The sequence below is a fragment of the Streptococcus sp. GMD3S genome (assembly GCF_000298695.2).
Lineage (GTDB): Bacteria > Bacillota > Bacilli > Lactobacillales > Streptococcaceae > Streptococcus.
This window is the reverse complement of the sequence record NZ_AJRC02000015.1, coordinates 1-17,061: the sequence shown is the minus strand read 5'-3', so window position 1 is coordinate 17,061 and position 17,061 is coordinate 1. Positions and strand designations below refer to the sequence as shown.

Annotated in this window: 12 protein-coding genes, 2 tRNA genes and 1 pseudogene; 4 read left to right on the top strand and 11 right to left on the bottom strand. The window is 37.3% G+C overall.

Annotated elements, in window-relative coordinates; genetic code table 11:
- Positions 1-63: 63 nt before the first annotated feature.
- The 9 genes and pseudogenes from pepF to GMD3S_RS0207495 form a co-directional block, all read right to left on the bottom strand.
- Complete coding sequence (gene pepF, locus GMD3S_RS0207535) at positions 64-1,860, bottom strand: oligoendopeptidase F (RefSeq protein ID WP_000435561.1); 1,797 nt, start codon at positions 1,858-1,860, stop codon at positions 64-66.
- Between the two features lie 10 nt (positions 1,861-1,870).
- Positions 1,871-2,614 (bottom strand): 16S rRNA (uracil(1498)-N(3))-methyltransferase, encoded by a 744-nt coding sequence (locus GMD3S_RS0207530; RefSeq protein ID WP_001188184.1) that lies wholly within the window; start codon positions 2,612-2,614, stop codon positions 1,871-1,873.
- 1 nt (position 2,615) lies between these two features.
- Positions 2,616-3,566, bottom strand: a complete 951-nt coding sequence (gene prmA, locus GMD3S_RS0207525; protein WP_000451141.1) for a 50S ribosomal protein L11 methyltransferase — start codon at positions 3,564-3,566, stop codon at positions 2,616-2,618.
- Positions 3,567-3,578: 12 nt separating this feature from the next.
- On the bottom strand, positions 3,579-4,598 hold the full coding sequence (locus tag GMD3S_RS0207520; protein WP_001028050.1) for an AbiH family protein: 1,020 nt from the start codon (positions 4,596-4,598) through the stop codon (positions 3,579-3,581).
- Between the two features lie 50 nt (positions 4,599-4,648).
- Complete coding sequence (locus tag GMD3S_RS0207515; RefSeq protein ID WP_000529014.1) at positions 4,649-6,832, bottom strand: S8 family peptidase; 2,184 nt, start codon at positions 6,830-6,832, stop codon at positions 4,649-4,651.
- Between the two features lie 61 nt (positions 6,833-6,893).
- On the bottom strand, positions 6,894-7,928 hold the full coding sequence (locus tag GMD3S_RS0207510) for an ATP-binding protein (protein ID WP_000747917.1): 1,035 nt from the start codon (positions 7,926-7,928) through the stop codon (positions 6,894-6,896).
- A gap of 116 nt (positions 7,929-8,044) precedes the next feature.
- A pseudogene (locus GMD3S_RS0207505) lies at positions 8,045-8,194 on the bottom strand (7,8-dihydro-8-oxoguanine-triphosphatase); the annotation flags it as partial.
- Positions 8,195-8,436: 242 nt separating this feature from the next.
- Positions 8,437-10,752 (bottom strand): P-loop NTPase fold protein, encoded by a 2,316-nt coding sequence (locus GMD3S_RS0207500; RefSeq protein WP_000123177.1) that lies wholly within the window; start codon positions 10,750-10,752, stop codon positions 8,437-8,439.
- Positions 10,753-10,797: 45 nt separating this feature from the next.
- Complete coding sequence (locus tag GMD3S_RS0207495; protein ID WP_000257116.1) at positions 10,798-11,268, bottom strand: DUF3013 family protein; 471 nt, start codon at positions 11,266-11,268, stop codon at positions 10,798-10,800.
- A gap of 115 nt (positions 11,269-11,383) precedes the next feature.
- On the opposite strand from GMD3S_RS0207495, the gene GMD3S_RS0207490 reads away from it, so the two are divergent.
- The 4 genes from GMD3S_RS0207490 to GMD3S_RS0207470 all read left to right on the top strand — a co-directional run bounded on the left by GMD3S_RS0207490 (position 11,384) and on the right by GMD3S_RS0207470 (position 13,995).
- Complete coding sequence (locus GMD3S_RS0207490; RefSeq protein WP_001113236.1) at positions 11,384-12,655, top strand: replication-associated recombination protein A; 1,272 nt, start codon at positions 11,384-11,386, stop codon at positions 12,653-12,655.
- A gap of 265 nt (positions 12,656-12,920) precedes the next feature.
- Positions 12,921-12,993, top strand: a tRNA-Lys gene (locus GMD3S_RS0207485).
- Positions 12,994-13,344: 351 nt separating this feature from the next.
- The gene (locus tag GMD3S_RS0207475; protein WP_000672739.1) at positions 13,345-13,860 is read left to right on the top strand and encodes a DUF308 domain-containing protein; all 516 of its coding nucleotides are present in this window, start codon (positions 13,345-13,347) and stop codon (positions 13,858-13,860) included.
- A 62-nt stretch (positions 13,861-13,922) separates the two neighbouring features.
- Positions 13,923-13,995 (top strand) — tRNA-Lys (locus GMD3S_RS0207470).
- 140 nt (positions 13,996-14,135) lie between these two features.
- Here the strand turns inward: GMD3S_RS0207470 and GMD3S_RS0207465 are convergent.
- Together GMD3S_RS0207465 and GMD3S_RS0207460 are read right to left on the bottom strand one after the other, a co-directional pair.
- Entirely contained in the window at positions 14,136-15,224 is a 1,089-nt protein-coding gene (locus tag GMD3S_RS0207465) for an AI-2E family transporter (RefSeq protein WP_001055015.1), read from the bottom strand.
- Positions 15,225-15,233: 9 nt separating this feature from the next.
- Entirely contained in the window at positions 15,234-16,523 is a 1,290-nt protein-coding gene (locus GMD3S_RS0207460; protein ID WP_001062785.1) for a membrane protein, read from the bottom strand.
- Between the last annotated feature and the right edge of the window lie 538 nt (positions 16,524-17,061).

Sequence of the window (17,061 nt, the reverse complement as noted above, 5' to 3'; positions counted from 1 at the left end):
AACAGGTGATTTTTGTGTATTCATCTTATCGATAAACCGTCTTAAATCCGACACTGGATACCCTTACTCTCCCAACTCAGCACTGTAGGCGATAATCTGGTCAACTGTTTCAGACAGAAACTGAATCGTATCACGGAGTGGTTTGTCCGTTGAAATATCCGCTCCGATAATCATGGCTGACTCAAGCGGTGTCTTACTGCCACCTGATTTGAGGAGGTTGAGCCAGTCTTCAGCTCCAGTTTCAGAGTTTTTCAGATGGAGATAGCCAGCAGTCGAGATGACAAGACCAGCAGAGTAGGTGTAGCTATACAAGCCCATGTAATAGTGAGCTTGGCGCATCCAAGTCAAGGCCGCATCGTCGTCAATTTCAATAGCATCTCCCCAGAAATCTGTCAAAACTTCCTTCATAATGCTGTTGAGCTTGCTTGCTCCAAAGGTTTCCCCTTCTTCAATCAATGTATAAACCTTACGCTGGAAGGCTGCTTCCAAGAGGTGGGTGATGAAATTATGGAAGTAGGTATCTGTTAAGCGGTGGGCAAGGGCAAAGCGTTTTTGACGTGGGTCATCAGACTGGTACTCCAAGTAGTCACTGAGAAGCAATTCATTGAAGGTTGATGGCGCTTCAACGTAGTAGGTCGACATGTGGGCATTAAAGTAGCTTTGGTAATTGTCTGAAAAGATAAATTGACCAGAATGCCCAATTTCATGAATCAAGGTATAGACATCGCTCAAACGGCCTGTCCAGCTCATGAGGACATAAGGGTGCACGCGATATGGATCCGCCGCATAACCGCCAGAATCCTTGCCACTATTAGCAGCGAAGTCCACCCAACGTTCTTCTTGATAGCGAGCAACTTCCTGACAATATTCTTGTCCCAAAGGTTCAACTGACTTCATGACCAAATCATAGGCATCATCAATAGTCACTTCAGGATTGAGGGCGCTGTCCAAATCCAATTTCCAGTCTGCAAAGGTCATCTTTTCAAGTCCATTGACCTTGGCAACATGCTTGAGGTATCTCTGAGCTACTGGTGCAAAGTCCTTCATGATGAGGTCTATCTGACGATCAAACATGGCACGATCCACTTCTTGCTCAGCCAGAAGATAATCAAAGACTGAGTCGTAGCCCTTCATATCAGCCAAGAGTTTTTCCGACTTGACTTGAGCTAGATAGGCTGCGGCAGCCGTATTTTGGTGCTTACGTAGTCCTTCTGAGAAGGAACGGAAGGATTTCTCACGAACCTCAGCGTCCTCGTGGTTTTGGTAGAAATTCTCATAGGTAACAAAGCTGTTTTTGTAGGTCTTGCCATTGGCTTCAAAGTCAGCCATTTCAAAGTCCCCAGCTCGCATCTTAGTATAAATATCCTGAGGACTGTAGAAAACTTCACCGAGATTGGTTAAGGCCTTCTCCACATCAGCCCCTAGGTAGTGGGCTTTTTTGATTTTGGCCTGACGAATGGCTGCCGTCAAATGTGGCAATTCACCCAAACGGTCCAAGACTTCCTCGTCTGCTGCCACCAAGGCATCGTCAAAGAAGGTCAAGGCTACGCTGGCATCTGTTTCAAATTCCATCCCAGCTTGGGCAATATTGGCAAATTCTTCATTGCTATAGTCTGTCGTCTGAGGCATAAAGGCGTAATTGCCGATATGACTCATCTGAATGTAGATTTGTTCCAATTCCGCAAAGGCCTTTTCAAAATCCTCAAACGTATGAAGATTGCCCTTGTAATCACGGCTAAATTGGTTGATATCTTCGCGAGCTTTCTCGATTGCTCGCAAGAAATCCTCACGGTCTTGGTATAGGGCAGTTAAGTCCCAAAGTTCCTTTTCTGGAAATTCTGAACGGTGTTTTTGTTCCATTTTCTTCCTCTTATTTCTCTAATTCTACTAAAACACTAAGGGCAGATAAGGCGTAAAGTGGCGCTGTTTCTGCTCGCAAGATGCGAGGGCCAAGTCCTGCAAAAACAGCTCCTTTAGCTTCAAAACTTTCAATTTCTGCTGGTGAGAGACCACCTTCTGGGCCAAAAATAAAGAGCAATTTGGCTCCTTTTTCAAGACCAGTGACTGCTTGTAAGAGCGCAGCAGCTTCTCCCTCTTTTGCTGATTCTTCATAAGCCACCACAATTGAGTCAAACTGGTCCAGCTGGGCTAGAAAATCTGCTTTTTTCTCAAAAAGCTGGATACTTGGTACAATATTACGCTTGCTTTGTTCTGCTGCTCCAAGGGCAATTTTTTCTAGCTTTTCAACCTTTTTACCCAATTTCTTACCATCCCATTTGGCAACTGACCAGTCGGCAGGAAAGGCCCAGATTTGACTAGCTCCTAGTTCTGTTACTTTCTGAGTAATAAACTCCAGCTTGTCTCCCTTGGGAAAGCCAGATGCAATGGTGACTTGAACGGGCAGTTCCACATTGTCAGCTAATTCTTGAACCAACTCAAACTGACGCGCTTCCACATCTATCACGCGCGCCAAACGCTTGATGCCATCATCAAAGACCAAGGTCACCTCATCCTCTTCTTTCAGCCGCATGACCTGAAACATATGCTTGATGGTTTCCTTGTCCTCGATAGTTACAGGAGAGATTGCACTGCCTTTGACAAAATACTGCTGCATGCTAGCCTCCAATCACACCAGAAATATCCTTGGTCTTCTTAAAGACACAGGCATTCCATTCCCCTTGAATCATGTGGGTTTCAAGGAAAAATCCAGCTGACTCAGCTGACTCGCGCACCATGTCCCACTTGTCCTTGATAATCCCACTCATGATCAGGTAGCCTTCGTCCTTGACCAAACGATAAGCATCGTCTGTCAGATGAATGAGAATATCCGCCAAGATATTGGCCACAATGACATCTGCTTCAATCTCCACACCCTTGAGCAAATCTCCAGCAGCAACATGGATGTTTTCCATGCCAGGGTTGAGCTCGATATTTTCCTGAGCCACCCGAACCGCCACATCATCCAGGTCATAGGCGAAAATTTTCTTGGCACCAAGTAGCGAGCAGGCAATGGAGAGGACACCTGAACCAGTTCCCACATCTAGCACCGTTTCGCCACCACGAAGAACCTGCTCCAAGGCAAAAAGGCTCATCTTGGTCGTTGGATGCGTTCCAGTCCCAAAAGCCATGCCTGGATCCAGCTTGATAATCTTTTCTCCAGCAGTCGCCTCGTAGTCCGTCCAGGATGGCACGATGGTCAAGTCATGAGTAATGCGAGCTGGCTCATAATATTTCTTCCAGTTGTCTGCCCAGTCTTCCTCAGCCAAGGCAGTCGTGCCCATCTTGACCTCTCCTAGATCCATAAAGTCTGTCAGTTCTGCTAAATGAGCCTGCAAATCTGCCTCAACCACTGCCACATCAACCGTATCAGGGTAGTAGGCTGTCACCACGATTTCTTCTTGCTGCTCCACCTCTGGGAAGATCTCACCAAAACGGTCGACATTCCCCACATAGTCCATGCTGTCTTCGATCGCAACACCTTGCGCCCCCAGCTCAATCAAGAGATTGGAGACCAGCTCCTCCCCCTCACGCTTCACTGTAACTTTTAACTCTTGCCATGTTTCCATTTTGTACTGTGCTTACCTTTCCATCAGGTTAAAAATAGTCTTTCCAATAACAACAATAAGATTATCTCTTAATTTCTTCTCTAACTCTAAATCAATACCACTATTCTGTATGAATTTATCTTCTACCTTTCTGTATAAACGTTTCACCCTAGTGGGGTTTCCTGGATCAAAATTTGGTACATAATTATAAATTATGACAGGAACAGAACTACTGATTGATCGTTCAGCGATTTGACTCCAGATATACCTATCAGTCTCTCCCAAAGAAACCCCATAGAGAATAATAATATCAGAGTTTTTTATAATATCACTATTTTTAACATCCATATTTTCTCTATAGTTTTTCAAAACTAAACTTTTTATTAGAGATTCCTTTTGTTCTTCTTCTAAACTATTTGAAATTTGTGTTTCATCACTAACCCCTAAAACCGTGCAGACATCCACAGTCCCATGTGCATGAATTGGTGGCTCAATATAAAAATTATAAAGATTAGCTCGTAATTGATTCCTGAATGATTTTGCTGACTCATTATATAATTTATCGATAACATTTGTGTAATTAAGAGTTAATATATTCACAATATCGTGTTGATATAGATTTTCATTATATTTTTTATTGATAGCAGGTTGATTAATTACAGGGAGAGAGGTTATCATATCATCTAGAGTGCTTATAAAGTCAATTGCATTACCTTTCTCAAGATTTTTTTCTTGTTGTATGCGTAGATGTTCTCTTAAATCATCAACTACTTCACTAAAATCATCTATAAACTTCTCCTTCATTTCTATACTTGAGAAGATGAGGTCGTTATCTTTTGTCAATTTACCAATTGACAATTCAAAATCTGACCAATTTTCATAATCATTTACTTTATCAGAAAATAGCGAATCATAAATAAAATTTGAATATTCCTCCTCATTCTCTTTCCTACTTATGTAAACCTTATTTTGAAATTCATAGAAATCCTTATATCTTGTTTTCAAACCATATTGTAAATCCAAACCATTTCCGACGATATAGGTGATATTCATATCTTTGCCCTCTTGTATTCCTAATATCTAAAATAAGGTTAAAATATCCACTATTCAAATTCAATTTCTTCATTTAAACTATTAAAGAGATCTACTTGAGACTCAACTTGTAATCTATTAACTAGCCAACCTCTTAATTCAGCTTGCTGAATAAAATCTTCAATACGATTAACCCCATTTAATTCTTTTAATGTAACTACTACACCAAAACGTACTCCTTGTCCATCACCACTTTTCAAACGTTCGATTGTTTTAATGCTCATCCCCCACTGAGGATTAGATGGATTTAAAATTGCTTTAGCTCTCTTTCTAGAAGTAAACGACTCTCCAATATGCTTGACATTATCCCATTTCCTAAATATATTTCTAGCTGCGTTTTCTCTCACATATCCTGGGGTATCTTCGGCATGCTGGTTGTCTTTATTTATCGATTCGATACCGTCTGACTTTAACCTACCAAAAGTAATCTGCATCTCAGTATTTGTATAATCAACCCCTTGATTTCTTGAGCAGTTAGGGAAATAACACATTGTTGCCTTAGCTACATATGGATAACTCTCACTAGAAATAGGTACTGGAAAATCATAATTATACGTATCATAAGCCCTAGAGATATCTGACACAATAAATTTAATTTCATCATCAGGTGTAGATAAAATATCATCCATTTTTATTGGAACAATACCATTTCCTATCAAAGATAAATCAGTGAATGTTTTCTTATCATTCCAGGGTATTGCTGCATCAATTAGCAAAGCCTTTGCTTCTTCTCGGCTAAGTCCCATAATATGAATGAGATAGGCCATTTTCCTTGCAATAAAAGGTGCCGCAAAACTTGTTCCAGCTACACGACCTAATCCTAGAGGTTCACAAACATTTATAAAGTCACCATTTCCCCCTCCATAATATGACACATCTGGTTTAACAAAGAATGATAAAACAATACCCTCTCGTGAATATGACACTGATTGATTATTAAAATCAACAGAATTTACTATTATAGAATTAAGTGAATCAGCAGGAGCACCTATTCTTTTACGTTTCCCATTTATTACTGAAGCATTTGTCCCAGCTATAATAAAAATTACATCATTCTCAAATTGAATTTCGTCTAATAAAGCTCCCTCTGCAGAGATAAAATTTTCTCTTATTTCATCATTGGACCCTAAAGAAAGATTCCAAACCTTAATATCAGAATTCTGAGAAACAATCTCTTTTATCTGTTTTATGATTGTAAATGAATTAAATCCACTTTGTAGTGACACACCAAAATGCCTTACTCTAAAATTTCCACAACCATCATCCAGATTAGGGTTCAAATTGACTCCATCAACGATTAAAGAAGTCACAGCTGTCCCATGCTTGTAATCTTGGCTATCTTTTCTAATATCAGGTGAGACGAAATCATGATATTCTACCCACTCATTAAAGTAAACTCTTTTGTCAAATAAGGTATCAATAACGCCAACAACTGGTTCGTTCATTGGAGATGGAAGATTTATTTTTAAATCATTATTATCTAAAGAAAAATCATCTATAGATAACTTAGAAAAATCTTCCACAATCATGGAGACAAGATAGGGAGCTTTTGATAGTAGCAATTCAATATTTTTTTCATCAAGCAAGACCGTGGTCTGATTCATAATATTAGCTTCTGAAATATCAATATTTAATTTATTCAGTAATCTAAAAATGTCTGTATGGACATCATAAAATGTCACGATAGAATTTTGAATATCAGAAACAGTAGTGTGCTCAACCCCAAAATTCTCAATAAAGCAAGAATCTCTCAAATACTGTTGAAATTTGCTTTTTGAAATACCATACTCCGAAAAATTTATAGAAGCAAACGTTGATGAATCAGAGAACATCTCACATGTTATCGCTCTATCAAAATGTTCCTCAAAAACTTCAATTATCTTACTTAAAACGGTTATTGTTTTATTAAGAGTATCTCTAGAAATATAATGAGTAACAATATGTTTTGTCTTCTCCTCATTGAATTTTGCTCCCACAATGGTATCATTAGGGAATGGATTCCCTCCTCCTACATTGAAATAGCCATTAATACGGTTACTTTTGGCAACAATTCGATTATAGTAAATACTGATCAAAATACCATCGATAATATTATTTTTTTCCCAATATGTTTTCGTTTCTTCTAATGAAAAATGAAGATACTTCAAATGTTCCAATGTAATTATTGCTTTTTTGGGTATAGTTATTGGTCCCATACCATTATTTCTTGATTTTTGTGTAAAACTTTTTCCACGTAATGTCAATAATGTATTCATGTCAACCCTCGCTTAATTCTCGTGATACACTACTTTTAGAAACACCTGTTAAAATTTCAATTTCTCTAACTGTAAAACCTAATTCTGATAATTTAGAAATAGATAAATTTTTTCCACTATGCAAACTTCTTAAGAGACGTTTTTGATAATCATGTGGATCTTGTGGATCACTAAATGCCAATGATGTTCGTATCATATTCCTTAAATCACCTGGATTTGGAATTGTATTAGAACTATATATAATTTTTTTAAATAATTTCAAATCTCTGGCTACATTCTTAAATTGCTTTAATAACTCATTTAAAATAATAGTAGCTACTTCTACTTTATCTTCATCAGTATAACGGTCAAAGTCAATTATGGCATCGAATCTTCTCGTAACTGCTTTATCAAGATTTTCAAAAAGATTTGTTGTTGCAATTAATACAATTTCTGGTGACAGCCTATCCAACTCCTTTAAAAAGGCAGAAGTCACTCGTCCCATTTCTCTCAAATCATTCTGATTAACCCTATCCAGTACTATGGAATCAATTTCATCAAATAGGATGATATAATTTTGTTTGAAAGGAAGATTATTGATTTCATTAAAAAGAGTTGCTAAGTTTTTGACTGTTTGCCCCAGCTTACTATCTACTAAGTGACTGAAATCTACTACAAGTAATTCCTTGCCAATAAGTCTAGCCACCTGCTTTACACTTTCAGTTTTCCCAGTACCTGGAGATCCCACAAATAAAAATTTATTTATTCCAATATGATGATTGACAGCGTTTATTATTCCTTTTAAATCATTCATAAGTGAAAGAGGCAATGGGAGAGGACCAATATCTAGTTTAGCAGGAGTCAAATACTCACTAGGATTCTCTATTTGTGGCATGAATCTATCACTTTGGGACATTAACCCCATAATATATTGTGCTAATTGTGTATCACCATGTTTATTGAAGTTCCGAGCAATTGCTATGGATTGATTTCTAAATTCTGTCTCTCTGCCCTCATAATGATACTTTATTAAATCAAGAACATCTGATTTTTTCATGATTCATTCCTCCTTACACAAATAATACTATATTTTTGGGACGAAATCAACTATTTTGGGACAAAATAAAAAGAATAACCTTGAAAGGATATTCTTTTAATGCAATACTATATCAGATTTTCCCTGACACTCTTTCCACCACATGGCAACTCCCACATATTGGGCCAAGGAATGCTGGACTTATCATCCCGCAAGATAGTTAAAATCCTATCCCCACAAAAAAGGGCAATCTTACAGCCTGTAAAATCAGTAATTTCGATTTCCATGTTAGACTCCTTCAGCTAATGCCTTCTCCAGCTCCTCTAACCAGTTTGCATAGTAGCGTTTCTCGTCTCGCACCGCCCTACTGTTATTTGTTTTCTGTTTGACAAACTAAATTGTCTAGTATTTTCATGATAAAAATTCATTCGAATAACTTTCATTAGTCTTGGGAAGATTAAATATTGCTAAGGAGATATAACGATCTTTAATAACATAACAATATAAATCAATGATTTAACCAAGATGTTTACCTGTTGGCTCTATATTTCATATCACTAAGCCATCTTTTTATTTCTTTTTTACAGACCTCAAAAATTTTATCTTTGAGGTCTGTATTATCTTTTTCGAAACATCCTTTCCATAAATTTTCATCTTCTACTTCGTAAACTAGGATATTTTGATCACTCAATTCTTCTTTAAATTCTGTGAGACGAGATGGTTCGTGAGAATGTAGACCACTATAACCTATGTATGGATATAGTATAAATTCATCAAAATCAGTTACAGTTACAATAATACCATTTCGTAGTGGCTGGTGATTTGGATTAGCATTCTCCGAATAATCATATGGATAGAATAAAATGACACCAACTGTATTTTCTCTCTCTACAATGGCTCGTGCATCATCAACTCCTTGAGAAGGATCATAAAATTCCTCTGCAAAACGATAAGTTCTTCCATCATATATACCTTTCTTTCCTGGTTCAGATAATTGCAACAAGATATTTTTGAACTTTTCATCATCAATACCCAATTTTTTTAGATAATCTGAGAATTCTATATCAAAGTAGTAAAATTCCTCAGTTTGAGAGTCTATATGATTAATTTTTAAAAAAGCAGTCTCATCTGAAAGTATCGTTGGTTTTGAAGCTATTTGCTGCAAAAATTCGCGAATATGGGATTTCTTATTATTAAACTCAGTCAGTGATTTAGTATGTCCATACCGACTTCGACTATCCTCGAGAGTAAAAGAGTAATCAAAAGATTGTGTCGTTAATTGATCTATTATTTTACGCAGTATAAACTTAATTTTTAAAGAATGCAAGTCATTATTATTAAAAAAACTATTCTCAAATTGTTCATATTCTTCTTTAGATAATTCCCCGACAAAATCTAGTAAGTCAATTAACTCCCAATAAAATTTCAATATCATCGGTCTATAAAGTTCATTTATACCTTTATAAAGAGTGGAATTCATAAACTTGTAAAGTTCAAATCCCTTGGAATAATAAGTTCTTCCCTCATATTTTCTACCATAATTTAACTCCCTATTATTCATTCTATTCACGAAATAGGAATCTAGAATAGTAATAAAATTATAACTTAGGGGTAGCCCTTTATTATTAATCCTGTGAATATAATCCAAAATACCTAAATCAGGGACAACAATGATATTAGGTTCAGAAATATAATCTGATTTTTCCAATAAAGATATTGCAGTGGATATATCTGTAATTAGCAATGTCGAAACATTACAATCAAAGAATAACCTTTTATTTTTATCAATCATATCAATAATTGTAGCTTTATTACATTTATCTAATTCATCAATGGAAAAAGTGATATTAAAGTATTCAGACATGTTTTTCAGAAGCCGTAGTAACTGACGCTCTTTTAACTCCTCAGTAACAATACTTTTTAACTCCCGAGACAACTCTTCATTATTATTTGAAGAAATTTTCCCTCTTAATTGTAATCCCGATTTTATTATTCCTATATCAGCACTTAAATCAATAGATGACTCGGCTGATATATCTGAAGTAGTTGATTCTAAATATCTTTTTGTATCTGTTATTTCTACATCAAAATACTGTAGCTGTTGTTGAGAAATAAGCAAGAACTCCTCTAATTTTATCAGCTCGCTCGCTTTTTTTTCAAAATACTCAACCTTTTGATACAGTTCGTCAATGTTTTTTCGAAAATTTGAAATATCTACTCTATTTTTTTGAAACATAGGAAACTTACTGTTTTGGAGTTCGTTCTGTTTATTTAAAAGCTTAAACTGTTCAAATAAATTACTAGTTTGATTTGATAACTCGTTGCATAAATTATAAATATTTGAATCAATCTCAAATTTTTCCTCAATTTTTTTCAACCTTTTACGTATTATTGAAAAATTTTTGCTTCTTTGATTCTGTTCTAACCAATCATATTTTTTTACTTTTTCCTTAGCATTATACTCTAGAGTCGGATAATACCTGCCATCATTATAAACATAATCACCAATATCACGTTCAATATCGTTCATTCTTCTGGTAATAGCGTTAGGAATTTGCATCAAAATTTCTCTATGAAAATCTTTATTACCACTAAAAAAAGATACATTCACTACAAGAATTTCTTTGTCATCTTTAGCACCTCTACGATTTTTAACAGATTCCAAAGAAATATTTTTCAGACTTGATTTTCCTGATCCTCTGTTACCACATAAGACAAAAATCCCTTTCTCTTCTCTGTATATAACCTGCAACTGCTCTACTATTTCTCGTTCTGTCGGCAATAATGAAAAATAGTCTCTAGCATCTCGGCTATAAGCACCAATATATTTTTTTTCCGCTGTCAAAATTTACCCCCCTTTACATTTACTCAAATCAAGCTTGTCTTCTTCCTAATACCTCGGATAAGGATAAAATTCTCCTTCTTCCAAGCCGACTTTTCCTTCTTCAAAGACTTCTTGGTTCCATTCCATGACGAACTCTTCTGCTTCTGGGTCTTCCAAAAAGTCCATAAGCGCATCTAAGCCAATCTCAGCTGTATCCTTAAGAAACAGTGAAAAATAGTTTAAAAATTCACGAGAGAAGCCTTTCTTTGGTAAGTAAGGAATGACAGTCAGATAATCGTCTGCATTAACTGTTGACTTAGCAGGATTGTAAAAAAGCACTGCTTCTTCAAAGAGAATATCATCCGAAGAAACCTCTCCGTCTTCATCCACCATCTCCACACCTGTAGCGTTTTGCGCTTCCAAGAGAAAACTCACTTCAACCGCGTGGTTGCGCTTGTCCCAGCTAATCTCATAGTCAAAAGGAAAGTTCTTGTCCAATTCTTCCTCTAAAACATCTAAAAATCCGTATGTTGCCATTTTGTCCTCTTTCTATGCGACTCTTTAATCGCCCCGATTGCTCGGAAATATGCTAAAATAGATACTACCATCTTACCACATATACATCAGAAAATCCATGTTAGAAAGGACTGCTATGCCAGACAACCTCGCGCTTCGCATGCGCCCTAAAACTATCGACCAAGTCATCGGTCAAAAGCATCTGGTAGGACCTGGAAAAATTATCCGTCGTATGGTGGAAGCCAATCGTCTGTCTTCCATGATTCTCTACGGACCTCCAGGAATCGGCAAAACCAGTATCGCCTCTGCCATCGCTGGAACAACCAAGTATGCCTTTCGGACCTTCAATGCCACTGTTGATAGTAAAAAACGGCTCCAAGAGATTGCTGAAGAAGCTAAATTCTCAGGTGGCCTTGTACTGCTACTAGACGAGATTCATCGTCTTGACAAAACCAAGCAAGACTTTCTCCTTCCTCTCTTGGAAAGTGGACTTGTCATCATGATTGGGGCTACGACTGAAAATCCCTTCTTTTCTGTCACTCCTGCCATCCGTAGCCGTGTTCAGATTTTTGAGTTGGAACCTCTGTCCAATCAAGATGTCAAAGAAGCGATTCAGATAGCTCTAAGTAACCCTGAGCGTGGTTTTGATTTTCCAGTAGAGCTAGATGAGGAGGCGCTGGATTTCATCGCAACCTCTACAAACGGAGATCTTCGCTCTGCCTTCAACTCACTTGACTTGGCTGTTCTCTCTACCCCTGAAAATGATAAGGGCATCCGCCATATCACTCTTGATATCATGGAGAACAGTCTGCAAAGGAGCTATATAACTATGGACAAGGATGGGGATGGCCACTATGATGTCCTCTCAGCCCTGCAAAAGTCCATCCGCGGCTCGGATGTGGATGCCAGTCTTCATTACGCAGCCCGCTTGATTGAAGCTGGGGATCTGCCTAGTCTCGCTCGTCGTTTGACTGTGATTGCCTATGAGGATATTGGTTTGGCCAATCCTGAAGCCCAGATTCATACCGTAACTGCTCTAGATGCTGCACAAAGAATTGGTTTCCCAGAAGCTCGCATTCTCATTGCCAATATCGTGATTGATTTGGCCCTTTCTCCAAAATCCAACTCAGCCTATGTGGCTATGGACAAGGCTCTTGCTGACCTCAAAACATCAGGGCATTTGCCCATTCCACGACATCTGCGTGATGGACATTATAGTGGTAGCAAGGAATTGGGCAACGCTCAAAACTATCTCTATCCACACAACTATCCTGGACACTGGGTCAAACAAGACTACTTGCCAGAAAAGATTCGCAATCATAGCTACTTTTCACCAGAGGAAACTGGCAAGTACGAACGGGCCTTAGCCCAACGTAAGGAAACCATTGATAAATTAAGAAACTTGTGAAATCCTTTTCAAAAAAAATAAATTTTCCTCTTGAATTTTTTAAAAAAAGTGGTATCATATAAATATAGAAACGCTGTGGTGTACGACTTCACACTTAAGTGTTGACCGACTATTTTTTGTATTATTAGGGAAACAAAAGTCTTCTAACAGCATGTAGGCCGTCTCACACGGAAACAGCTTCAGTTAGAGCGAGTTGCCCACCTGCTTAATTGCGCGGGTTCAATACAAACCGTGAAGTTTCGGCACCAATACAGCTTTTTTCTTTGCCTCCTTAGCTCAGCTGGCAGAGCAGCGGACTCTTAATCCGTGGGTCACAGGTTCGATCCCTGTAGGGGGCATCTAAATACAACAGGAAAAGCCTTGATAACCAAGGCTTTTTTGCTTATCTATAACTGATTTGCCTCATCATTTGCCCCACTTTTAAATCTATCTTTTCTTTTTGAACCAAATTACATCTTAACAAATAGTGTAAAGCCAGTTACTTTTGCTTTGATGCCATACAATATTTTCATGTAGAGAAGACAAATTTTATCTTCTCTTTTTATTTTCAAAATAATAAAAACTGATTTTCTTTTCATAAATCAGACTGAAACTTCCAAATTTTCCATTTTGTTTATTGACATTTCCTCTAAAAAGGTGTATAATATTTTTATTATCAAACTATACTATACTATATAGGGGGTATTGAAATGAAATTTTCTAATCGTTTACTGCTATTCCTTGCAGGAGTTGTTTTTGTCCTTTTAGGACTTTTCCTATTTACAAACCCAGTAGCTAATCTTGTTGCTTACAGCTGGTGGATTGCATTTGGTTTACTGGTTTCTTCTATAGCAGCTATTTTAGGCTATTTCTCTGTACCAAAAGAGCTTCGCTCACCAGCTCATCTTTTCCAAGGGATTGTTAATCTTCTCTTAGCTCTTTACCTCGTTGCCTATGGCTTTGTGACGCTGCCAGTTGTCATTCCAACTATTTTAGGAATTTGGTTAATTGTAGAAGCCATTATAGCTTTCTTTAAAGGCAATCGTCTGGGATTGATTTTCCCTATTATTGGCAACCATATCATGTGGATAGCGTTGCTTGCATTTTTACTAGGTCTAGTGATTTTGTTCAATCCAGTAGCTACAAGTGTCTTTGTCGTTTATGTCGTTGCCTTTGCATTTTTAATTGTTGGTTTCACCTATATCCTTGATGCCTTTCGTAAATAATCTAGCTGTCATTTTGGGCATATTAAAATAGCTGGGAAGTTACATTCTCAGCTTTTTCTGTTGCCTCCTTAGCTCAGTTGGTAGAGCAGTAGACTCTTAAGCTATGGGGCGCAGGTTCGAGCCCTGCAGGGGGCACATCTAAATCAACAGAAATAAGCCTTGAAACCAAGGCTTTTTTTAACGTCTAATAGCTTTTTGTAGAAAAGTATTTAAAAATAAAAGAGAAGAGAATCTCTCACTCTCTTCTCAGTATATCTTATTAAATTTAGTTTTTCTTAATCTACCTGATTTTCCTTTGCAACGACAAATTCTTTAACCAGTCGATAGATAACAGCAAATACGGGGGTAAAGAATATCATTCCAAGTAGTCCGAAAAGATTCCCTCCGATACTAGCAGCCGCAAGCGTGAAAAGGGCTGGTAAGCCAATAGATTGACCTACAACTCTAGGATAAATAAGGTTTCCTTCAATCAGCTGTATAACTTGATATAGAAGAAGAGAAAGTAAGGCTTGAGTAGGACTCACTGTGAAGATAAAAATCGCTCCCACAACACAAGCAATCATAGGCCCTACATAAGGAATGAACGATAGCACTCCTGCAAAGATACCTGTCATTACTCCATAGGGTATCCCAAACACGCTGTAACCAACCGCTATCATAACTCCTATGATAACTGCTTCAATCAGCTGACTCATCAAAAATTGGTCATAAGTCTCTAGTGCTACTTGTCCAATGTAAGTCAACTTTATCACCACCTTCTCTGGAAGAAAAACTTTTAGAAGTCGACTCGTCATCGCTGCCAAATGTTCCTTACTGGATAAAAATAAAAAGGTGAAGACTATAATCAAAAAGGCATTCATCAAACTTGAAAAAATATTGCCGATATTACTAGTCAGACCTGATAAAAAACCTATCAAAGCTTGGCTAATAGAATTAGATTGTCCCTGTATGCCTGATACGATAGTTGACAACATGTCTTTGGTTACAAATTCCGAGCTGCCTAGCAATTTCCCAAGTTGAGTAAGGACTGTTGAAAGGACTGTTCCCAGCTGACTAATAGTCTGGGCTAGGGTTGGCAGCACCAAAACCAAAAGAGCAATCACGATTAAGATAAGAGCTAGGAAAACAAGTACCATGGCAATCGGACGACGCAACTCTGCCTTTACCTTCAATTTAACTAAGTACTGTTCAATTTTTTTCATAGGAACATTAAGCACAAAAGCAATAACAGCACCATAAATCAAGGTTGATATTACATCAAAGAGAGAGATTGCTCCTGATATAAAGCTCGATGCATTCAGAATTACAAGAGCAACCAGCCCTATAAAAAGTATTAACGGGGTGTATTTTTTTACTAAGTTCATAAATTCTCCTTAATAAACATGTTTAGATACGACTATACTATTTGGTTTTTCAAACTCTCGATTAAGGTAGGCTTGGTAAGTTCCTGGAGCGATAAATCCTTTGGGTGAGAGGATATCGGTGCCAGCCTGACCGACTATGGTATCAGCCAAGAGCACACAGTTTGTAGATAAGACAAAGTAGGATTTAAACTTAGATTTGATAAATTTATAAAGTTCCCCATCTGTCTCATGTCTGATTTTATAAGCGTAGGTGTAGTCTTCCTTACCATCACCTGTCATGATTTTATCTGCACTTGGCTCCCATGGAATCGTCAGTTGTTTCAATTCAGCCAACTTTTTCTGAACTGCTTTTTCCATTTCAGGCGTCAAATCTATCCCATAACCAAAAAGCGTTTTTTGACTCTCACGTTTACATAGATCAATGTACTTATCGCGGTCACAGAAATATAAGACACCATCTCCTACCATACCAAATAAGGTCTCAGATGACGGATCATAGTTGCCATAAGAAATAACACGGCCCTGATAGCAGATATCCACATGACCAATAGCTGAAAACAGGGAGGTCTCAGCTGTATGAACAAAAATTTCTAGCTCTGCTGTCTTACCAGACTTCACTATTCCAAGATGGATATCTTCTTCCTCATCAGCATTTTCCAGCATAAATTTGTTAACTTTTGCTAAAGTTCTTGCAGGGATGAGAGCGGCTAGGACAATAGGTAAGCTAATTCTAATACGACGTTTGAGATGGTTTTTCCCAATTTCCCCTTCAAATAAGAAACCGTCACGGATATTGGACAGACCATAAAGGAAAAAATAAGCCCCTAAAACAAAGAGTTGAAAGACAGAATTTCCCGTAGAGGACAAAAGACTAGCTCCACCAAGAAAAACTAGTAGAATACCATCTAGTAAGAGACGAAAACGAGGTCGAATATTATTTTTACGGTAGAGAACATAGGTGACAAGATTAATCGTGGCCCCAAAAATCTGATAAACTCCAATCACAAGAGCCAGAACATAAATCGGTATATCAGTCGCAAGATTAGAACCTAGCAAATATCCCAGCACTAACAATTTAACCAGTGCAACTCCCAAGGTATCCGTTGACTGGCTTTTTTTGAAAACTCTTAATAGCAAATCTACGACCGTTGCTATCCAAGCTAAAAACAGAACCAGGCGAATAACTGTTACTGGCAACCAAGTCCCCGTGACCATCAAGATGAGACCTAGCAGAACAAACAAGAACCCCTGAGCAAGTAATTTCTTACCTGTCAGACCTAAAGATAGAATTTTCGCCATATAAAAACCTTTCAACAATAAAAATTAAACACTACGATTAAACTGACTAGTAAATAGCCAACACTACAAACAGCCTGTGCCAGCAACATATGGTGACTAGAAATGACTGTAGTAATGTCACCATCTTGTCTTATGCACTTCTAAAATTTGTTATATTGATTAGAAACCAGAGCTTATAAAAACTAGCTAAACTCGAGAGATAGACACAATTGCGACGAAAAAATGTATAACCAATTCAACTTGTTAAGGTAAGAAAGCATTATTTCCAATCTATTAATTATTCATCTATTGCCTATTATGACACAATATTCCCTATAGTTCAACTTTTTACTTGTTTTTATATTACACGGACTAAAAAGTTTTCAACAGTTGATTGCATTTGTTTTAATAAGTTTTAACCTTTCTTGGTTAGATAAAAAAAGAACCATACAGTTTAGAATCTGTATGGTTTTTGCCCCACTTTTGTCCCATTTTTAAATCATGACATTGAAAATACCTAAAATCACTTATATTTCAATATTTTTAATTGCTCTCAATA

What these genes read in the sequence shown, in the direction of transcription:
- GMD3S_RS0207520 (WP_001028050.1), bottom strand. Translation starts at nt 4,598, where the DNA reads ATGAATATCACCTATATCGTCGGAAATGGTTTGGATTTACAATATGGT.
- GMD3S_RS0207530 (WP_001188184.1), bottom strand. Translation starts at nt 2,614, where the DNA reads ATGCAGCAGTATTTTGTCAAAGGCAGTGCAATCTCTCCTGTAACTATC.
- pepF (WP_000435561.1), bottom strand. Translation starts at nt 1,860, where the DNA reads ATGGAACAAAAACACCGTTCAGAATTTCCAGAAAAGGAACTTTGGGAC.
- GMD3S_RS0207475 (WP_000672739.1), top strand. Translation starts at nt 13,345, where the DNA reads ATGAAATTTTCTAATCGTTTACTGCTATTCCTTGCAGGAGTTGTTTTT.
- prmA (WP_000451141.1), bottom strand. Translation starts at nt 3,566, where the DNA reads ATGGAAACATGGCAAGAGTTAAAAGTTACAGTGAAGCGTGAGGGGGAG.
- GMD3S_RS0207515 (WP_000529014.1), bottom strand. Translation starts at nt 6,832, where the DNA reads ATGGGACCAATAACTATACCCAAAAAAGCAATAATTACATTGGAACAT.
- GMD3S_RS0207510 (WP_000747917.1), bottom strand. Translation starts at nt 7,928, where the DNA reads ATGAAAAAATCAGATGTTCTTGATTTAATAAAGTATCATTATGAGGGC.
- GMD3S_RS0207460 (WP_001062785.1), bottom strand. Translation starts at nt 16,523, where the DNA reads ATGGCGAAAATTCTATCTTTAGGTCTGACAGGTAAGAAATTACTTGCT.
- GMD3S_RS0207495 (WP_000257116.1), bottom strand. Translation starts at nt 11,268, where the DNA reads ATGGCAACATACGGATTTTTAGATGTTTTAGAGGAAGAATTGGACAAG.
- GMD3S_RS0207490 (WP_001113236.1), top strand. Translation starts at nt 11,384, where the DNA reads ATGCCAGACAACCTCGCGCTTCGCATGCGCCCTAAAACTATCGACCAA.
- GMD3S_RS0207465 (WP_001055015.1), bottom strand. Translation starts at nt 15,224, where the DNA reads ATGAACTTAGTAAAAAAATACACCCCGTTAATACTTTTTATAGGGCTG.